General features: G+C 70.7%; 12 protein-coding genes and 1 pseudogene. 7 read left to right on the top strand and 6 right to left on the bottom strand.

All coding sequences use genetic code 11. From position 1 onward, the window contains the following. Nucleotides 1-3: 3 nt before the first annotated feature. The 5 genes from ACXJKM_RS22995 to ACXJKM_RS22975 all read right to left on the bottom strand — a co-directional run bounded on the left by ACXJKM_RS22995 (nucleotide 4) and on the right by ACXJKM_RS22975 (nucleotide 11,471). Nucleotides 4-4,536: a type I polyketide synthase gene (locus ACXJKM_RS22995; protein ID WP_457355438.1), complete on the bottom strand. Its 4,533-nt coding sequence runs from the start codon at nucleotides 4,534-4,536 to the stop codon at nucleotides 4-6. After that, complete coding sequence (locus ACXJKM_RS22990; RefSeq protein WP_457355436.1) at nucleotides 4,533-7,703, bottom strand: amino acid adenylation domain-containing protein; 3,171 nt, start codon at nucleotides 7,701-7,703, stop codon at nucleotides 4,533-4,535. Before ACXJKM_RS22990 ends, ACXJKM_RS22995 begins: the two co-directional genes overlap by 4 nt. Nucleotides 7,704-7,707: 4 nt before the next feature. Then, nucleotides 7,708-9,705 carry a carbamoyltransferase family protein gene (locus ACXJKM_RS22985; RefSeq protein ID WP_457355434.1) on the bottom strand — a complete coding sequence of 666 codons (1,998 nt, stop codon included), beginning with the start codon at nucleotides 9,703-9,705 and terminating at the stop codon, nucleotides 7,708-7,710. 20 nt (nucleotides 9,706-9,725) lie between these two features. Then, a complete protein-coding gene (locus ACXJKM_RS22980) occupies nucleotides 9,726-10,301 on the bottom strand; it encodes a hypothetical protein (RefSeq protein WP_457355432.1) in 576 nt (191 codons plus the stop codon). Nucleotides 10,302-11,216: 915 nt separating this feature from the next. Beyond that, nucleotides 11,217-11,471, bottom strand: coding sequence for a hypothetical protein (locus ACXJKM_RS22975; RefSeq protein ID WP_457355431.1), 255 nt, complete (start codon nucleotides 11,469-11,471; stop codon nucleotides 11,217-11,219). An 809-nt stretch (nucleotides 11,472-12,280) separates the two neighbouring features. Between ACXJKM_RS22975 and ACXJKM_RS22970 the strand changes: the two genes are divergently transcribed. After that, on the top strand, nucleotides 12,281-12,697 hold the full coding sequence (locus ACXJKM_RS22970; RefSeq protein ID WP_457355429.1) for a single-stranded DNA-binding protein: 417 nt from the start codon (nucleotides 12,281-12,283) through the stop codon (nucleotides 12,695-12,697). Nucleotides 12,698-12,769: 72 nt separating this feature from the next. Then, nucleotides 12,770-13,123 (top strand): annotated as a pseudogene (locus ACXJKM_RS22965) (DUF932 domain-containing protein); the annotation flags it as partial. 111 nt (nucleotides 13,124-13,234) lie between these two features. On the opposite strand, the gene ACXJKM_RS22960 reads toward ACXJKM_RS22965, so the two are convergent. Next, on the bottom strand, nucleotides 13,235-13,858 hold the full coding sequence (locus tag ACXJKM_RS22960; RefSeq protein ID WP_457355427.1) for a TetR/AcrR family transcriptional regulator: 624 nt from the start codon (nucleotides 13,856-13,858) through the stop codon (nucleotides 13,235-13,237). A gap of 159 nt (nucleotides 13,859-14,017) precedes the next feature. Between ACXJKM_RS22960 and ACXJKM_RS22955 the strand changes: the two genes are divergently transcribed. From ACXJKM_RS22955 to ACXJKM_RS22935, 5 genes are read left to right on the top strand one after another with little or no spacing between them, the layout of a single operon-like run. Further along, complete coding sequence (locus ACXJKM_RS22955; protein ID WP_457355425.1) at nucleotides 14,018-15,196, top strand: OmpP1/FadL family transporter; 1,179 nt, start codon at nucleotides 14,018-14,020, stop codon at nucleotides 15,194-15,196. A 12-nt stretch (nucleotides 15,197-15,208) separates the two neighbouring features. Next, nucleotides 15,209-16,351, top strand: a complete 1,143-nt coding sequence (locus tag ACXJKM_RS22950; protein WP_457355423.1) for a VOC family protein — start codon at nucleotides 15,209-15,211, stop codon at nucleotides 16,349-16,351. A gap of 12 nt (nucleotides 16,352-16,363) precedes the next feature. Continuing rightward, nucleotides 16,364-17,320 (top strand): fumarylacetoacetate hydrolase family protein, encoded by a 957-nt coding sequence (locus ACXJKM_RS22945; protein ID WP_457355421.1) that lies wholly within the window; start codon nucleotides 16,364-16,366, stop codon nucleotides 17,318-17,320. Next, nucleotides 17,317-18,942, top strand: coding sequence for a bifunctional 3-(3-hydroxy-phenyl)propionate/3-hydroxycinnamic acid hydroxylase (locus ACXJKM_RS22940; RefSeq protein ID WP_457355419.1), 1,626 nt, complete (start codon nucleotides 17,317-17,319; stop codon nucleotides 18,940-18,942). The genes ACXJKM_RS22945 and ACXJKM_RS22940 overlap by 4 nt, the downstream gene beginning before the upstream one ends. Continuing rightward, the gene (locus ACXJKM_RS22935) at nucleotides 18,932-19,957 is read left to right on the top strand and encodes an alcohol dehydrogenase catalytic domain-containing protein (RefSeq protein WP_457355417.1); all 1,026 of its coding nucleotides are present in this window, start codon (nucleotides 18,932-18,934) and stop codon (nucleotides 19,955-19,957) included. Before ACXJKM_RS22940 ends, ACXJKM_RS22935 begins: the two co-directional genes overlap by 11 nt. The last annotated feature ends 5 nt before the right edge of the window (nucleotides 19,958-19,962 follow it).

The following is a 19,962-nucleotide window of genomic DNA, read 5'->3' as shown; positions in this document are numbered from 1 at the left end:
GGCTCATCCGGCCGCGCCGGCAAGGCGGCGCCGCACCTCGTCGTCGGGCATCGCAGCCACGCGCTCGGCCATGCGCTGGTGGATGAGCGCGGCGAAGCCGGCCAGCGTGGGTTGGTCGAACACGTCGGTCAGCGCCAGCGCGACGCCGAACTGGTCGCCGCAGCGCGACACGATCTGTAGCGCCATTAGCGACTGACCACCCAGCTCGAAGAAGTTGTCCTGCGGCTGCGGCTGCGCCACGCCCAGCACAGCCGACCACACCGCGCCCAGGCGTTCGGCCAGCAGGCGCTGCAGGTCCGGCGGTGCAGCCTCGATCGGTGCCGAGGCGGCAGCGCGCGCAGGTGCGTCGACGGCGGCCGTCGCCGGGGCCGGGGCCGGCTGGGCCTGCGGCGCGGAAGCGCGCGGCGCGATGACCACCTGCGGCAGGTCTGCCTGCAGCACGCGCAGGAAAAGCGCGGCGCCCTCGGCGGAGCTGATGCCGCTGTCCAGGCTCGCGCGGCGCAGGTGTTCCAGCTCGGGCGGCAGCTCCATGGCCAGCGCCATGCCGGCCTCGCGCCAGGCGGGCCAGCCCACGGCGGTGGTGCGCAGACCCATGGCGCGGGCCGTCCAGGCCATTGCGTCGACAAAGGCGTTGCCGGCGCAGTACTCAGCTTGGCCCATGCCGCCCGACACGGCCGCGAACGACGAACACAGCAGCACGAAGTCCGGCTGCTGCGCCGCCACGGCTTCCAGCAGGGCCAGCGTGCCCTGCACCTTGGGCGCCAGCACGCGGCCGGCGGCGTCGCCCTCGGGCACCATCAGCATGCGGCCGCCGGCCACGCCGGCGCAGTGGACGACGCCGTCGATGCGCCCGAAGCGCGCCCTGGCCACGCCGACCACGTCCCGCATTGCAGCGCCGTCGCTGACGTCGGCCGCCAGCGCCAGCACCTCGGCACCGTGGGCCTGCAGTTGTGCCACGACGCGGTGGGCGTCGGCGCCCTCGGCACCGCGCCGGCCCACCAGCACCAAGCGCGCGCCAGCGCTGGCCTGGGCCAGTGCCATGGCCAGCACGCCGCCAATCGCGCCCAGGCCGCCGGTGACGAGATAGCAGCCGCCGGGCCGCAGCACGGGCGCCTGCGGCGACGGCGGCAGCGCCGTCGGCGCGAAGCTCTCGGTCAGCCGTTGCGCGCCGCGGTAGGCGATGACGGTCTCCGGCCCGGGCTGTCGCAGCTCGGCGGCCAGCAGCTCCACTAGGCGCTGGGCCTCGTCGGCATTCGACAGCAGCGCGGTGTCGATGACGCGAGCGCGCACGCCCTGCAACTCCTGCGGCAGCACGCGCGCCAGGCCAAGCGCGGGCGCGGCCAGCGGCTCGGGCCATTCGCCGGCATGGATGGGGAAGAGCTGGCGCGTCAGCGTGTCCAGCGCCGCGATGGCGCGCTGGGCGACCTTGAGTCCGCGCAGCAGCTGCAGCGGGCCCTGGTAGGACAGCGTCACGCCTTCCAACGCCCGCTCGGCGGTGGGCACGCCAGGCGCCATCAGCAGCGGCCAGGCATTGACGAGCTGCAGCGGCGCGCCGCTCAGGCCGGCCGCATCGAGCGCGCGCAGCACCGCGTCGATGTCGGGCCGCGCGGGGTCGACATCGACGACTGGCACGCCGCCGTCGCCCGGCGGGCCACCCGAGGGCCGGATGGCAAGCACGCGCGCGCCGTCGCGCTGCAGCCGCTCGGCCAGCGCCATGCCGATGCCGCCCTCGCAGGCCAGCACGGCGAAATGGCCCGGTGTCGCGCCGCCGGTCGGCGCCGCAGGGGCGGGGGCCCAGCCGCGCACGTAGAGGCCGGTGTCCTCCACCGCAGCGGCGGCCGTGGGTGGGTGCTCAGCGCTGCGGGGCTCGTCGATCCAGAAACGCTTGCGCTGGAAGGCGTAGCCCGGCAGCGCCGCGCGCCGCGCGCCGTGCCCTTGCCAGACGCGGTCCCAGTCGATCTCCAGCCCCGCCTGCCAGGCCTGGCCCAGCGCGGCGAGCATGCCACGGCGTTCGCCGTCGGTGTCACCCGGCGTGGGCAGCGTTGCCAGCACCGGCGGCGCCTCGCCGCCTGGGGCTTGGCGCAGCAGCGAGCCCAGCGCGCGACCCGGTCCGCATTCGACGAAGACGGCGTCGGGGTGGGAGGCCCGCAGCGACTGCGCAGCTTGCGCAAAGCGCACCGGCTGCACGAGGCTGAGCGCCCAGTAATCGGGGTTGGTCGCGTCCTCGGCCGACAGCGGCAGGCCGGTGACGCACGAGACCAGCGGCAGCGCGGGGGGCTGCAGCGCGACGCCCTCCAGCACCTGGCGCAGGCCAGAGGCGGCATCGCCCATGCTGGGGTGGTGGAAGGCGTGTGACGTGGGCAGCCGTACCGCCTCGACGCCACGGGCGCGCAGCAGGGCCTGCACCTGCTCGACGGCGCCGAGGCTCACGGCCAGTGTCTGCTGGCGCGGCGCGTTGTAGGCGGCGATGCAGGCGTCCCCGGGCAGCTCCTTCAGCAAGGCCTGCGCTTCGGCGGCCGGCAGCGGCAGCGCCAGCATGGCGCCGGGCTGCATGGCCTGCATCAGCGCGCCGCGCCGGCAAACCAGGCGGACGGCGTCGGGCAACGACAGCACGCCGGCCACCTGCGCGGCGACGAGCTCGCCCAGGCTGTGGCCCAGCATCTGCGCGGGGCGCACGCCCCAATGCATCCACAGCCGTGCGCAGGCGGACTCGATGGCGAACAGTAGCGGCTGGGCGATGGCGGTCTGCGTCAGGTCGTGCCCGCCACCGTTGCCGTGCACGACGCGGTCGATCAGCGCGCGGCCGTCGAAGCCCAGGGCCGGCTGGGCGAGGGCCAGGATCTCGTCCACCGCCTCACGGAACACCGGCTCGGCGCGGTACAGCGCCAGCCCCATGCCCACGCGCTGGCTGCCCTGGCCCGGGAACAGGAACACGGCCGCACGCTCCGCCGCCCAGGCGGGCTGCGCGCTTGGCAGCGCGCCGAGCAGCGCGGCGGCCTCCTGCGCATCGGCGGCCACGACGGCGCGGCGCCGGCGGAACTGCCGTCGCCCGCAGGCCAGCGTGAAGGCAGCGTCGCGCAGCGGCACGGCGCCCAGCGCCGGCGCGAGCGCGGCGGCCATCGCGTCCAGCGCCTCGGGGGCCTTGGCCGACAGCAGCAGCAACTCGGCCTGCGCCGGCTCGTCGGCAGCCAGTGGCGGCAGCGGCGCCTCCTCCAGCACCGCATGCACGTTGGTGCCGCCGATGCCGAAGGCGCTGACGCCCGCGCGGCGCGGCCGGCCCGCGGTGCGTGGCCAGGGCTCGCGCTGCGCCACCACACGCACGCCGGCGGCCTGGAAGTCGATGGCCGGGTTGGGCGACTCGAAGTGCAGGCTGGGCGGGATCTGCTGCTCCTGCAGACTCAGCGCGGCCTTGATGAGGGCGGCCAGGCCCGCGACCGGGTCGAGGTGGCCGATGTTGCTCTTGACCGAGCCGATGCCCAGCGGCGCCCGCGGGCTGCCGGGCCGCTGCGCGAACACGCGCGCCAGCGCGGCCACCTCGATGGGATCGCCGAGCGCGGTGGCGGTGCCATGGGCCTCCACGTAGCCGATGTCGTCCGGTTCGAGCGCCGCCTCGCGCAGCGCGCATTGCAGCACCTCGGCCTGCGCACGCACGCTGGGCGCGGCGAAAGAGGACTTGCTGCGCCCGTCGTTGTTGACGGCCACCGCACGCAGCACGGCGGTGATGCGGTCGCCGCTGGCCAGCGCGTCGTCCAGCCGCTTCAGCACGACGGCGGCGACGCCGTTGCCCAGCACCGAGCCATCGGCGCGCGCGTCGAAGGGCCGGCAACGGCCGTCGGACGACGCGATGCTGCTGGGCTGATGCATATAGCCGGTGCGCTGTGGCACGGCGATGGACGCGGCGCCGGCCACGGCGGCATCGCAGCGGCGGTTGATGAGGGCGTCGCAGGCCAGCGACACGGCCAGCAGCGAGGTCGAGCAGGCTGCCTGCACGTTGACGCTGGGGCCGCGCAGGTCGAAGCGGAAGGAGGCCTGCGTGGCAAGGAAGTCCTTGTCGTTGCCCGCAGCCACCTGATGCCAGCCGAGGCCGGCCATGAACTCGGCGTTCTTCATCAGCCGCAGCCAGTAGCCGCTGAGCCGGCTGCCGGCGTACACCGCCATGCGACCGGGAAAGCGGGTGGGGTCCAGCGCGGCGGCGTCGAGCGCGTGCTGCACGACCTCCAGGAACAGGCGTTGCTGCGGGTCCATCGACTCGGCCTCGCGCGGGCTGATGCCGAAGAAGGCGGCGTCGAACAGCTCGATGCCGTCGAGCACGGCCCCGGCGCGCACGTAGCGCTCGTGGTCCAGCAGCGCCGGCGCCACGCCCTCGGCTAGCAGCTCCTCGCGACTGAAGCGGCTCACGCAATCGCGGCCCTCCAGCAGCTGGCGCCAGAAGGCGTCGACGGTGTCAGCCATCGGGAAGCGGCCGGCCATGCCGACGATGGCGATGCCTTCGCCGCGCCAGGGTCCCTCGGTTGACGACCAGAGCTTGTCGTTCATGCGACACCTCGCAGCGTGAGCCGTGGCGGCTGGATGACGGCGCGCGACGGGTCGTGGCGCGCTTGCAGCAACGCGGCCAGCGCGCGCGGCGTGGGGCACTCGAACATGTCCACCACGCCGACAGGCATCTCCAGCGTGCGGGAAAGGTCCGCGCACACCTGGATGACCAGCAGCGAATGTCCGCCGAGCAGGAAGAAGTCGTCGTCGCTGCCCACGGCGATGGGGCCCAGATGGCGCGCGAAGCCGGCGCAGATGTGACCTTCCAGCGCGCTCGCTGGTGCGCGCCAGGCACTGCTGTCGCGCTCGCGACCAGGCGCCTGTTCGCGCAGCGCCGCACGGTCGATCTTTCCATGTGAGCCGCGGGGCAAGGCGTCCAGCAGCACGACGCCGTGCGGCACGGCGTGCGCTGGCAAAGCGGCGCGCAGCCAGGCCAGCAGCGTGGGCGGGTCGGCGGCCGCGTGGTCGGCGTGCAGGCTGGCGAAGGCGATGAGGCGTTGGTCGCCCTCGGCGGGCGTCTGCACGACGACCGCGGCCTCGGCGACTGCGGGGTGGGCCGACAGGCGGGCTTCCACTTCGCCCAGCTCGATGCGGAAGCCGCGCAGCTTGACCTGGCCGTCGCGCCGACCGATGTAGTGCAGCGCGCCGTCGCGGTCCATGCGGACGATGTCGCCGCTGCGGTATAGCCGGCCGCCGGGTGCGTAGGGGTCGTCGATGAAGCGCTCGGCCGTCAGCGTATCGCGGCCGATGTAGCCCAGGCCCACGGCCGCGCCGCCGATGCATAGCTCGCCAGGCACACCCCAGGGCAGCAGGCCGAGCTGGTCGTCCAGCACGCGCAGCACCACGTTGTCGACGGGGCGACCGATAGGAATGTCGGCCGAGCCCTCGGCGGGCTCGCCTTCCGCGCAGACGTGGAAGCAGGCGTCTATCGTGGTCTCGCTCGGTCCGTAGAGGTTGACGAGCGTGGCGCCACAGGCCGCATGCGTGGCACGGGCCAGCTCGGGCTGCAGCACCTCCCCCCCGCAGAACAGCAGGCGCAGCGATTCGAGCTCGCCGCCGCGCGCGCAAGGCAGCAATGCGCCGAGCAGGCTGGGCACGGTCTGCAGCACGGTAATGGCGTGGCGGCGCAGCTGCTGCGCCAGACGCGCCGGGTCGAACGGCCCGCCACGTTCGGCCAGCACGAGCGTGGCGCCGCAGAGCAGCGGCACCCAGACCTCCCACACCGACGCGTCGAAGCTCAGCGGTGTGCGCTGCAGCACGCGGTCGTCGGTGCCGATGCCGAAGCGCTCGCTCATCCAGCGCATGTGGTTGACGGCCGCCGCGTGCGGGATGCGCACGCCCTTGGGCCGGCCGGTGGAGCCGGAGGTGTAGATGACGTAGGCCGCTGATTGGGGCGAGGCAGCCACGGGCTGGAAGCCTTGCGTCGGCCGCGCCGGGCCGAGCGTGAGTAGCGGCCGGCCGCAGGCCAGCGCCTCGCACTGCGCGGGCACCACCACCACGCGGGCGCCGCTGTCCTGCAGCAGGAACTCGCGGTAGTCGGCGGGTGCGTCAGGGTCGATGACCAGGTAGGCGGCCCCGCAGGCGAGCGTGGCGATCATCGCGGCGATGGCGTCGGCCGAGGCCGGCGTGCACAGCGCCACCGCGTCGCCGGGTCGTACGCCGGCGGCCTGCAACGCCGCGGCGAGGCCGAGGGCCCGCTCGGCCAGCGCGCCGGCGCCCAGCGTGTCGCCCGCGCCGCGTAGCGCGGGAGCCTCGGGGTGATGGCGGGCGTGAGCGAGGAACCCGTCGTGCAGCAACGCTGGTGGCGCCAGCCGCTGCGGGCCTTCGGCGAGTGCCAGGGCGGCGCTGCGGCCCGCGTCGTCCAGCAGCGGCAGTCGCGCGAACGGCTCGTGGGGCGCCTGGGCCGCTGCGGCCAGCAACGCCTGCCATGACGACGCCAGTTGCGCCACCCAGGCCGCGTCGAAGCGCTCGGCGGCGTAGACGATGCCGCCTTCCACGCCGCCGTCGCCCATGTCCTGCAGGATGAAGGACAGCTCCAGTTGCGCGCTGAGCTGGCCGTGGTCGAGCAGCTCGCGCGGCGGCGCCTGTCGCGGGGCAGGCGCAGCAGGCTGGTGCAGTTGCAGCATCACCTGGAAGAGCGGATTGCGATCGGCATCGCGGCGCACGCGCAGCGCGTCCACCACGCGCTCGAAGGGCAGCTCCTGGTGGGAGAGGTCCTCTGCCAGCCGGGCCGCCACGTCGCGCACCAACTCGGCAAAGCCGGCGCCCTCGGGCAGAACGGCGCGAAAGACGACGGAGTTGACGAACAACCCGGCCACCCGCTCCAGCTCCAGGCGGTTGCGCCCGCTGACGGGCAGACCGATGCCAAAGTCGCGCTGGCCGCTGAGACGCCCGAGCAGCACGGCGAGGCCGGCCAGGAGCACGCCGAACAGCGTGGCCCTGGACGCGCCAGCCAGCACGCGCAGGCCCGCGCAGGTCACCGGCGCCAGCCGCAGCGGCACGACGCGCCCGCGCGAGCTGGTAGCGCCGGCGCGGCGGCCGGGGAGGTCGAGCGCGGGCAGTGCGTGCAGCCGCTGGCGCCAGTAGTCGGTGAGCGCCTGCAGCCGCTGGCCGGACAGCCATTGGCGCTGCCAGACGGCGTAGTCGGCGTACTCGATGGGCGCCTGTGGCAGCGCCACGGGCTGGCCGCTGAGCTGGCCGTGCAGCAACGCGAGCAGGTCCTCGAGCAGGATCTGCAGCGTCGCACCATCGGCAATGATGTGGTGCAGCACCAGCGCCAGCACCGGTTGCACGCCCGGCGCGCTGCCCAAGTGGGCGCGTGCCAGCGGCGACGCGTCCAGCACGAAAGGACAGGCCGCGGCGGCCGAGATGATCGGCACGAAGGTGTCGCGCGATGCCAGTGCGTGCAGCTGCAGCGGCAGACCGCCCTCGGCCACAATGCGCTGAAGCACGTCACCTTCCTGCAGAGCGAAGGCGGTACGCAGGGTCTCGTGCCGGGCGCAGAGCAGGTCGAGTGCGCGCTGCAGGTGGTCGGCGCGCGTGGACGCGGGCAGGTCCAGCGACACGACCATGTTGTAGGCCGCGCTCTGCGGTGCTAGATGTTGGATGAACCAGAGCCGGCGCTGCGCGAACGAGGCCGGGAAGACGCTGATGGCGGCGCTGGTGTTCACGGGGCTAGAGCGCCGGTGGGCGCAGCAAGATGAGGCGGTCTTCCCACAGCGTGGCCAGTTCCTGCGCCAGCGTGGCTTCGTCGCCGCCGCATCCGTGCACGAGCGCGGCGGTCGGGCGGCGGCCATCGCTGGCCCGCAGCAGGCGGTAGGCCTCGGGCGAGAGGCGCCGGTTGCGGCGGTCGAAGCTGGTGGTGAGCTCGTGCAGCGTGGCGTGTAGGCCGTCGTCGCCTGCGGCCACGACCTGCGAGAGCCGCGTGAAGACGGGCAGCGACGGCGCGAGCCCCAACACCGCCTGCGACGCCGACACGCGCTTGTCGACGACGAACGGCCCCACCGCCAGGCGCTGCAGCCCGGTGGTGAGGAAGCTGGCGACGGCGTCGTCTACCGAGTCGACAATGGGTTCGGCATGGTTGTTGAACGAGGTGTTCAGCAGCACCGGCACGCCGGTGAGGCGGCCGAACTGCTCGATGAGCGCCCAGAACAGGGGATCGTCCTCGCGCGAGACGGTCTGCGCGCGGGCCGTGCCGTCCACGTGCGTGACGGCGCCGAGCAGCTCGCGCGCCTCGGGCCGCACGCGCAGCGTGTACGACATGAAGGGCGCCCTCGCCTGCGGGGAGGGCAGCTCGAAGAAGTCGGTACAGCGCTCTTCCAGCACCGAGGGCGCGAAGGGGCGGTAGCCCTCGCGCTTCTTGACCATCGCGTTGATGCGGTCCTTGTTGGCGGCGGGCCGTGGGTCGGCAAGGATGCTGCGGTGGCCCAGCGCGCGCGGACCGAACTCGGCGCGGCCCTGCACCCAGCCGATGGCCTCGCCACCCGCCAGTACCGCAGCCATGCGGCAAGCGATGTCACCCACGGCCTCGAACTCAATGGCTGGGCGCCAGCGCTCAAGCTGCGTCTGGATGGCTTCACGCGCGCCGATGTCGCTGCCCCAGAAGACGTGACGCGCGGCGCCACCCGGCCAGGCCGCCGCGGGCTGCGCCTCGGCGAAGGCCGACAGCGCAGCGCCGAGCGCGCAGCCTGCGTCGCCCGATGCGGGCTGCACGAAGACCTCGTCGAACAAGCCACCGTAAAGGATCTTGCCGTTGAGCGTGCTGTTGTGCGCCACGCCGCCGGCCAGGCACAGCGAGCCCAGCCCGGTGCTGTCGCGCCAGTGCGCGAGCATGTGCATCACGATGTCTTCCAGCGCCTGCTGCAGCGCAGCCGCCATGTCCTTATGCACCTGCATGAAGGGCTGGCCACGCTTGCGCACCGGCACCAGGCCGTACAGAGACTCCAGCAGCGGCCAGTGGATGGCGTAGTTGCCGTGGGGACTGAGGGAGTACAGGCGCGAGAACGCAGCCTGGAAGCGCTGCGGATCGCCATAGGGCGCCAGGCCCATCACCTTGTATTCCTCGGTGAATCCATAGCCCAGCATCTGGATGACGCGGTCATAGAAGTTGCCCAGAGAGCTCGCCTCGGGATAGGTCGCGAGCGCCTCGTGGCGCATGCCTTGCCAGCGCGTGACGCTGCCCGACAGGCCGTCGCCCGCGCCATCGATGGTGAGCGTGAGGCTGCGTTCGAAGCCGCTTTGCGCATGCGCGCTGGTCGCGTGCGCAAGGTGGTGGTGAACGAAGCGGAGCTTGTTGTCGTCAAGAGTCTCACCGAGGCCGCGGCTGAACATCTCATGGATCAGCTGCCTATAGGTCGTCACCGGCTCGGCCTCGCTGCTGCCGTAGAAGAGGTTGCGCATCCAGGTCTCGCAGCCCACTTCGGTGCCGTAATAGCGCACCTGGTCGATGTCCTGCAGCCGTACGCCACGGGCGCTGAGGCAGCTCGCGATGGCGCCCACAGGGCCTTTGCTGCAGTGCTTGATGCGGTTGAGTCGCTCCTCCTCAATGGCGACGACGACGCACCCGTCCTCGGCCAACACAGCCGCGGCATCGTGGCAGATGCCGGGGGGGAACAGGTGCTCCCGCCGCTCGTGTGCGAGATCCAGCCCACCGGACAGGCCCAACACCAGCATGGTCGGCCTCGTGCGCTGATTCAGCGGTTGGCAACCGGGCGCATTAGCGTGGCGATCCAGGCCAGTGACTGGCCCGCGGCTGCAAGCGAGGCCGGCTCCATGGTGGTCGGATCTACGCCGGCGATGCGCTCGCGAAGCGCGTTGACGAAGCCGATGCAAGTGGCATCCCATTCGCGGTTCGCGTCTCGTATACCGGCATCGATGGCGCCTTCCAACTGGTCGCGCGAGGACTCGACGGCTTTGTGCGCGTCGCTGCGCGAGACCTCGAAGTCGCTGGAGCAGCGCGTTGAGAGTTCATGCAGCTCCTTGGCTGCCTCGGCACGCAGAGGCGCCTGTTGCGCCTTGCCAAGGTAGTCCATGAACAGCGACTGCTGGCGCATCTGCATGCCGAGGTGGGCGTCGTTGACGCTGCGCACCCAATCGGATGATGCCTGCATCGACAGCTGCTGCACGCGTGCGGATATTGCCTTCAATTGCGTCAGGCAGTCGTTGCGCAACGTGGTGATTTCACTGACTACGGCATTGACAGGGCTTGCGGATTCAGAAGCGCCCTGTGCACTCGATGTCTTGTCCTGCTGATTCTTGCTGGCACCCATGAACGTCTCCGGTGGGTTGCTTGATTGGCAAAGCCGGCCTCATGCTGCACGGTTCGCGATCACCGCGCCACCCCGCTTGAACGTCACTCTAGGGAAGAGTCATCAATGTTGATGGTCGGGGTGGTTCGTGGCCTTGACATGGCGTTGGCCCCAACGGGTGGTCGCCGACCAAGGGCAAGCAGTGAGCGCCTGAACGACGGCGCGGGGTCCGCAGTGTGATCGCGCCATTGCCGGCGTTCGCGTGCCTACCGCAAATTGAGAGTCGACCCGTTGTCCGCCCCGGGGCGATTAAGAGCTACAGCCATTGGACGATGGTGTGACGGGCCTGAGACAAGGTCCTCCTCTGCGGTGAGGTTGAGGGCAGGGGGCCTTGCCCCTTGCCCGTTCTTCTGCCGGTTTGAGTTGACGCCGCCGAGGCGTTGCCTGGGCGGCGCGCGGCCCGTACCCGCGCCGGCATTGCCGATCTGGCCGCAGGCCTGTTCGGCTTTGCGGGCGCCCGCCACGCCCGGGGCCGGGTCACATGACGCCAGGCCGCTGCGCGGCCTGGCGTCTCGACTGGATCTTTGACGACAAGCAGCCTGCGCGCTGTCGGCGCGCGGGCCGCTTGCCGTCTGCCGCACCTGGACGCCGTAGAGGCGTCCAGGCGCGGCGGCTCTTCCAGACATTCCCTCCGGGCCGCCGAGGCAAGCCTCCCTGTGCGCGGCCCTCCCGCGACCGGGGATCGCGGCCTGTGTCCTTCACGCTGCGCATGAAAGACCCGCTCGGCGAACTGGCCGGCCTTGATGAACGGCGCTTCGCGCTTGGCCGGCCAGATCGCCGCCCCGTTCGCCCGCCATGCCCGTTGCCGGGCCGCTGCCGCTTTGCGGCGAAGAAAAACCCGCCAGCGGCGGGTTGGTGACTGACAGCAGCGAGACCTCAGATGATCGGGACGGCCGTCTGGGCCGAGGCCACCGTCACTTCGTTCGCCACTGCGCGGCGACCTTCGATGACGACACGCGGCAGCTGGGCGACGACCATCCCGTCCGCGCGCTTGCCGATCACGACCACGCGCTCCAGCTTTATGACCTCAGTCGCGGGCGCTGCAGCGCGGTTAGCCAGGCCGACGCCGGTGGCGGCAGCAGCGGCAACAGCGGCGAGGGCGATGAAAAGGGTCTTGGCGGCGGTGTTCATGGTGGGCTCCGGTGGGTTGGCTGTGTCAGTGATTGCAGTGTCTGCAGTCGGGGCCGCTGCAGCGAGTGCGAGGCGATGGATCGCGCGAGAGGGCGGACGAACTGCAGATTCGTGGGGCGGGCTGTTGCGACGGTGAGCGCGGCGTGGCGTTGGTAAGGCCGCGTCGAGGGCGGACACGCTCGACGGGAAAGTGAGACGGATGGACCCTGTCGCGGCCCTTCCCGTGCCCGGTGATCGTGGCTCTTGTTCCTTCACGCTGCGCGTGAACGAGCCGCTTGGCGAACTGGCCGGTCTTGATTAACTGCGCTGCGCGCCGTGCCGGTCAGATCGCCACACCGGTCACCCGCCAAGCCCGTTGCCGGGCCGCTCTGAAGTGCTCGCAGCGGCTCGACCGTCGCGCCAATCGCTGCGCTTGGTGTCACGCCGGCCGCAGAGCCGCCGCCGCTGGTGGCGTTGAGGTCGACTTTGCTGCAAGCGCTGCGCCAGGCGAGCTGTCACATCGCCTGCGGCGCTGCGTCGTCCGAGGGGAGGGCAGCGCCCGCGTCGGTCGTCCCACCGCGACCCCCCACGAAGCCCCCATGCTGGGGCGAGGGGGACTTGTGGGGGGATCTTCTAGCGGTGGGCCGGGAAACCGGCTCATTGCTTTGCTGCTGAAGACAACCCTACCCATCCCCAACCCCTTCCCGTGAGGGAAGGGGCCATGCCCACCCCCGCCCGCCCGTGGGCGGGAGCGAGGAGTCCGAGCAAGAGGATCTGCAGTCAGGGCATCCAGTCCGGGGCCCGGCAGTCGCTCTTGAAGGAGATTGGTCATGGCCAACGTTCAAGTCATTCAACGCAATGCCCATCTGGCGGGTCCGGTGCTGGTTCAGTTCGTGGAGCGCCCAGACGGCCGCATCACGAAGGCGACGGTGACGGCGATCAGCAACTCGGTGCGCGGTTCGGGTGAAGCGCGCGAGCAGCAGGCCACGGCGATCCAGTGGACGCTGTGGGGCAGCCTGGCCGAGAACGCCGCCGACTACCTGGGCCGAGGCTCGCACGTGAACATCGTCGGCCGCCTGCGCAACAACAACTACGAGAAGGACGGCGAGACCGTCTACGGCATGGAGTTCACGGTCGAGGAGATCGACTACCTGGACACGCGTGCCGAGGCCGAGGCGCGTCGCAGCGGTGGCCATGACGCGGGGGCGCCCCAACCGTCGCGACAGCCGGCCCGTGCCGGTGCCTGAACCCATCCGGGCGGGCATGCCGAATTCATCCGTGCCCGCCTTCGAGCCTCTCAATGATCGAAGGAATCCATCATGTACTCGACACACACCACACTGGCCTCCCGGTTTGATACCCGCACAGTTCGCGTCGTTCGCAGCGACGACCCCCTGAGCGAAGAACGGATGCGCGTCGCGGCGCCGTCCATCTTCGCGGAGGGCAAGCATGCCAGCCGGTCCGAGCGCTACACCTACATTCCGACCATCGACGTCCTGCACGGCCTGCGCAAGGAAGGGTATGAGCCGTTCATGGTCGCCCAGGGCGCCAGCCGCGTTGAAGGCAAGGCGGAGTTCACGAAGCACATGATCCGCATGCGCCATGCCGGCCAAGTTCAGACCAAGTCGGAGGCCAACGAGATCATCCTGATCAACAGCCACGACGGCGCCAGCCCTACCTGAGCGTTCAGTCCGTTAGTTCTTGAGCAGTCGGTCCGGCGGCATCTGAGCGATTGGTCCGGCTCGGTCTACGCATGTCGCAGTCCGATGACGTGCGCACTCTGTTCAGGCATGGCTAGCAAGAACCTCAGCAAGCAGGCCTGAGGCAGAAATCTCGACTTCATCTAGCTCCAGCCTTGAAATGCGTCCGGCTTCGCCTGCGGCGACACCCAGCGCGCGCAACACAGCGGCGGCGCTTTGCTCAGCGAAGTCGCTCTCGCAGCCTGGCTTGAGCATGGCATCGACCGCCCCTATGACCACGCCTGCGACGATGTTCAGCGCCAGAGCAATCGGCATTGGCGTGAAACGCCCGCGTCGCAAGCCCTCCTGAAGGTCTCGCTCGACGAACTCGACCAGGATGTGTGCGCCACCGACGTCTGGCCAGCCCAACCGAACCAGGAAGCTAGCCGCGACTGGGTGGGCCAAGGCCAGCCTGGCCACGAGCCGCATGCCGCATGAGACCCGCTCCGCCGGGTCCTCGTGACGCTGCACGGCCTTCTCCGCCATCTTGATCAGCTCATTGGCGACATCGACGGCCACCTCGCGCACCAAGGCGTCGGGCGAGGCGAAGTATTTGTAGAAAGTGCCGCGCGACACCTCGGCGGCCGAGATCACGTCGTCGATGGACAGGGCCGCCGGCCCATGGATGGCCACCAGCTTCAAGGCAGTGGCCAGCAGCCTGGCGCGCATGCGCTCACGGCGTCCGGCCGCGACGCGTCGACGGTGATCCTCTTCAGACATGGCTGGATTGTGGCAGTGGGCTTCGATTCATAACGACAGTATTGTCAAGATGACGATATTGTCATTATGATTGCTGGAACGGTTCAAAGAAGCCACTCCGGAGACACCATGCAAACCACCACCAAGCTCATCCCTCTCGCCGCAGCCGTTGCGGTTCTGACCTGTCCCGGCATCGCCCTGGCGGTCAACGGTGCCCAGCCAGGCAGCTTCGGCATCAAGAACGCCTCCATGGGCGGCGCATCCATCGCGCTACCCCTGGATGCGACCGCCGCGGCGAACAACGTCGCCGGACTGGGCTTCCTGCCTTCGTCGTGGAATCTCGGCCTGCAGGTGTTCAACGGCCACTCCTCGGCCGACTACGTCTTGCCTGGCAACCGGCTGAACAACCGGCAGACCCAACCGGCGCCCGAAGGCGGCGTGAATTGGCGACTGGACTCCGCCTGGTCGGTCGGCCTGAGCCTCGCCGGCAGCGGGGCTGGATCAAGCTATGGCCAGACCGCGCTGCCGGTGCCCGGCGCCGACGCGGCCAAGACCACGCTGCGTGTCGCGGAGCTGATCCCCGCAGTCGCGTGGACGCCCAGCCCCGGGCTTTCGCTCGGCATCGGCGTCACCCTGGCGGTCGAGCAGTTCGAAGCCCAAGGCGTGATCGTCCCGGCGCCGGTCCCCGGTGGCCTGGCCCCGGTGCCTGGCCATGGCATGCAATCAGCCACAGGCGCGGGCCTGCGCGCCGGCCTGATGTGGCGGCCGACCGAGGACTGGACGCTTGGGCTGAGCCTGAAGTCGCGCAGCCGCATGGGCAAGCTCGAGGGTTATGACCGTGATCTGCTGGCCTACAGCGACGGGCGACTGGACATCCCGGCGCAATACGGCGTCGGGCTGGCCTGGCGGGCCAGCGAGCGCCTGACCGTGGCCGCCGACTGGCTGCGCATCCTTTGGGGTGACATCAAGGCGATGCAGGACCCGCAGGGCTTCGCCTGGCGCAACCAGCCCGTACTGCGCCTGGGGGCGTCTTGGCAGTTCGACGAGCGCTGGACGCTGAGGGCGGGCCTGAGCCGCAACGGCGGCCAGATCGCCAGCTCCCGAACGGTCCAGAACCTGCTCGTGCCCTCGGTCAACCGGCGCGCGTTCAGCGTCGGTGCGAGCTGGCAGTTCGACCCAGGCGCCGAGCTCAGCCTGGGCTACGAGCTGAACCCGAAAACCACCTTGACCGGCACCGGCCCCAGTGCCGGTACTTCCCTGACAAGCAAGGTGCAGATGCTCCTGCTTGGCTATCAACACAAGTTCTGAAGAGAGTTTCCCGTGATTGGTCAACGCGCTGTACTGCGACAGCCCGATTCCTACCTTGAGAGCCGGCTGCCACCGGGTGTCCGCCCGCTGAAGCGGCCACCGGTGCTGGGCCGAGCCATGGAGCTGGCCTTCCTGCGCTGGCACAAGCGCGACCTGGGCGCCACCGAGACCTTCTGGCGCGACTTCGGCTTTCACGTCGTGTCCGCCACGCCCCAGCGCCTGCTGGCCCGCGGCACCGGCACTGCGCCCTGCGTCGCCATCGCCGAACGCGGCGAGCGCGACCGCTTTGTCGGCCCCGCCTTTCTGATGTCGGATGACACCGACCTGCACCGCTACGTGAAGGAGCTGGGCGCGCGCTGGCTGGTGCCGCAGCAACTGCCCGCCGGCGGCACCGGCGTCGAGCTGCTCGACCCCAGCGGCCGCAGTGTCTGGCTGCTGCAGCATCAACCGCGTGTCGAGGCCTTGCCGATGCGGCCATCGCTGCCGACGGAAATGAACACCGCCGACCGCACACCACGGGTCAACCGCACGGTGCGCGCGCCCATCGAGGCAGCGCGCGTTGCCCGGCTCGGCCATGTGGTGCTGCAGACCCTGGACTTCGACGCCATGGCTCAGTGGTATCTGCGCGTGCTGGGCCTGATCCCGACCGACGTGCAATACCTGCCCGACGGCAGCCCCAGCCTGGCCTTCTGCCGCCTCGATCTCGGCGCTCAGGCAGCCGACCACCACAGCCTGGTCATCGTCGGCGGCATTGAGGAGAAGTACGAGCACAGCGCCTACGAGGTGCTGGACCTCGACGCCCTCGGCCAAGGCCAGCAGGTGCTGCGTGCCCAGGGCCATCGCCACATGTGGGGCATCGGCCGGCACTTGCTGGGAAGCCAGCTCTTCGACTACTGGTACGACCCCGACGGCTTCGAGTACGAGCATTACACCGACGGCGACGTGTTCACGGCCGACGTCGAGCCCTGCTACTCGCCCCTCGAATTCGGCGGCATCTGGGCCTGGGGCGACGACGCGCCCGCCTCGATGAAGCCGCAGAAGAACCTGCCCACCTTGCTGCGCCTGCTGGGGCTGATCCGCCGCAAGGCCATCACGCCGCAACGACTGAAGCTCCTGAGCGCCGCGCTGGATGCGCCGGCGCGCCCCTGGCTCTGACCCACCACTTCCATGCCCATCACCCTTGTCCGCTATGCCCAGCCGGTCGTGCCCCGCTGGGGCGTGCTTTTCGACCGCCACATCGCCCCGCTGAACTTCGATGCCGCCAGCACCGGCGAGCTGCTGGAGAACGCCTGGAACACCATCTGGGCCCTGCGCCCCGAGCAGGCCACCGTGTCCCTGGACGACGTGCGGCTGTTGGCGCCGGTCACCGACCGCCAGCAGTTCATCTGCCAGGGCGTCAACTACCGCAGCCACCTGGCCGAGTCCGGCCTGCGCGTCGAGAACTTCCCCTTCAACACCTTGTTCACGAAGGCGCCGTCGTGCATCACCGCGGCCGACGCGCCGGTAGTGCGACCCGCCCACGTCCAGCTGCTGGACTACGAGATTGAGCTCGGCTTGGTGATGCGCCGCACCTTGCCCGCCGGCACGCAGGTCGCGCCCGAGGACCTGCCGCAGTGGCTGGCCGGCGTCACCATCGTCAACGACCTGTCCGCCCGCGACGTACAGCTTCCGCAAGGCCAGTTCTACAAGGGCAAGAGCTACCGCGGCTTCGGCCCGGTAGGCCCGGGCCTGGTGCTGTTGACGGCTGAGGAATGGGCCCGCTGGCCCGAGCTGCACATGCGGCTGTCGGTCAACGGCCAGCGCCGCCAGGACGCCTATTGCGCCGACATGATCCACCAGCCCGCGGCCACGCTGACCGAGTTGGCGACGCTGCACGACCTGCATGCTGGCGACCTGATCGCCACTGGCACGCCGGCCGGCTGCGCCGCGCGCGCGCCGGGCAAGCTGGCGATGTTCGTACTCAAGCACCTGGTCAGCGACGCCACCAAGTGGAAGCTCTTCATCGGCAAGGGCCGCAGCAACCCGGCCTATCTGCGCCCCGGCGACCAGATCGAGGCCGCCATCCGCACCGACGACGGCAGCATCGACCTGGGCTGCCAGACCACCCGGATCACTGCCCCATGAGCACCGAGTTCGACACCGACGTGCTGCTGGTCGGCCTCGGCCCGGTGGGCGCGGCCCTGGCCAACCTGCTCGGCCGCCATGGCGTGCGCGTGCTGGCCATCGACAAGGCCAGCGCCATCTTCGAGAAGCCGCGTGCCATTGCGCTGGACAACGAGGCCCTGCGCATCCTGCAGTCGGCCGGCGTTCGCGACGGCGAGTTCGAGACGGTCGCCATCTCTCATGTGCAGTACCACTCGCCGCTGTTTGGCCGCTTTGCCCGCATCAACACCGCCGGCATCGTCGACGGCCACCCGGTCCTCGTCACCTTCTACCAACCCGAGCTGGAACGACTGCTGCGCGCCAAGCTGGCGCAATACCCGGGCGTCGAGATTCGGCTGGGCGTCGCCCTGCAGAGCTTCAAGGACGATGGGCGCTGCGTCCAGGCCAGCCTCAAGCATGCCGATGGCCGGGAGAGCCAGGTGCGCGCTCGCTATCTGGTCGGCGTGGATGGCGCGAACTCGTTTGTCAGGCGCACGCTGGGCCTGGACTTCGAAGGCCGCAGCTTCCAACAGGACTGGCTGATCGTCGATGCCTTCGATGTGCCGGCCCCCATCGACCATGTCGAATTCAGCTGTGACCCGCACCGACCGTCGCCGCGCATGGTGGCGCCCGGCGGCCGCCAGCGCTGGGAGTTCATGCTGCGCCCCGGCGAGAAGCCCGAAGAGATGGAAACGCCCGAGTCGGTGCGGCGCCTGCTTGCGCCCTGGTGCGACAGCGGCAGCATCCGCATCGAGCGCACCGCCGTCTACCGCTTCCATGCACGCGAGGCCAAGCGCTTTTCCAAGGGCCGCTGCTTCCTCGCCGGCGATGCCGCCCATGTCACGCCACCCTTCGCTGGCCAGGGACTCGTGGCCGGGCTCCGCGATGCCTCCAACCTCGCGTGGAAGCTCGCCGCGGTCATCCATGGCCGGGCCGGTGAGCATGTGCTGGACAGCTATGACAACGAGCGCCGGCCGCATGCCCGCAAGATCATCCAACTGGCGCGCCGGCTGGGTGCCCTCGTCATGCCGCAGAACCGCGCCACTGCGTTCGCCGTGCATGGGCTGGTCAGCCTGCTGCGCCTGGTGCCCGCCGGCCGGGCGCTCTTCGAGGACCTCAAGCTCAAGCCGCAGAACACCTTCGACGCCGGCCTGTTCTGGCGCGCCCGTGGCCGCGAGTGGCTGCGCGCAGGCGCCATGCTGCCGCAGGGTTGGGTGCGTCAGGCCACCGATGGCCGGCCCGTCCTCAGTGACGACGCCCTCGGCCCCCAGTGGGCCCTGATCGGCTTCGGCGTCGACCCGTCGGTCGGCATGCCGGCCGATCTGCTGCAGCGCTGGCAGGGCATGGGTGGCCGTGTCTGGCAGTGGTGCCAGCGCTCCCAGGCTCAGCATCTTGCCGCGCCGGCCCAGCGCTTGGAGGCCCTGGACGAGAGCCTGCTGCCACGCCGCGTCCCGCTCGGCTGGGTGGCCATCGTCAGGCCCGACCGCTGCGTGCTGGCCGAAGGGCCGGCCGCCGAGGCCGCAGGGCTGCTGCGGCAGGCGCTGGTGCTTCTAGCACCGCAGCATCAAGCCATGCAGGGCGAAGGAGTCCGTCATGCGGCGTGAACTCGTTTGCCTTGAGCCCGCCGCGCCACCGCGCCTGGAGGTACGCGGCGCGGCCCTGCCGCGGCCACGGGCTGGCGAAGTGCTGGTACGGGTGGAGGCCAGCGCGGTCAACCTCATCGATGTGAGGCGCTCGGCCGGCTACGGGCGCCGTTTGCTCGCGCTCAAGGGCGCGGCACGATTCCCGCTGGTGCTGGGCAACGACCTGGCCGGCCATGTCGAAGCGGTTGGGCCCGGTGTCGACCGTTTCGCGCCCGGACAACCTGTCTATGGCCTGCTCGGTACCGGCCGTCGCGGCGGTGCGCACGCCACGCATGTCGTCGTGCCGCAGGACGGCCTGCTGGCCGCGCCGGCGGGCATGGCGTTGGCCGATCTGGCGGTGCTGCCTTATTCATTCACAACGCTGTGGTTGGCGCTGCGGGCCACCGGCCTGAGCGCCACCAACGCCCGCGGCGCCCGAGTCCTCGTCCATGGCGCCAGCGGCGGCCTGGGGCGGCTGGCCCTGCAGTGGCTTGGGCGCTGGGGCTGCGACGTCACCGCGATCTGCAACAAGACTGATCTGCGGCAGATGGTGGGGCTCGGCGCACGGGTTGCCGTGGAACGTGGCCCGTTGGCCATTCAATCGCTGCCCGACGACTTCGACGTGGCGCTGAACTTCGCGAACTGGGACGACGATGCGTTGCTGGCGTCGCGCCTGGGCCCGCAGGCCCTGGGCCAGGCCACCACGGTCCACCCGCTGCTCGGCAACTTCGACCGCCTCGGCTGGTTTGGTGGCGCCTGGGCCACGCGCGGCGACCGGCAGCGCGTGCGCGCCATCGTCAGTGCGCGCGCACCGCAGGCTCGCTATGCATGGACTGTCTTCAAGCCTGACCGCGAGGCCCTGGAGGCACTCGACGAAGGTGTTCGCGCCGGCCGGCTGGCGCTGCCCGTCGGCTTGGCCGTGCCACTGGACCAGGCCAGCCAGGCCTTCGCCCATGTGTCCGCAGGCCGGCCCGGCCGGGCCGTGCTGCTGCCCTGACGCCT

The organism is Roseateles sp. P5_D6, assembly GCF_054049415.1.
This window is presented reverse-complemented; position numbering and strand designations above follow the sequence as displayed.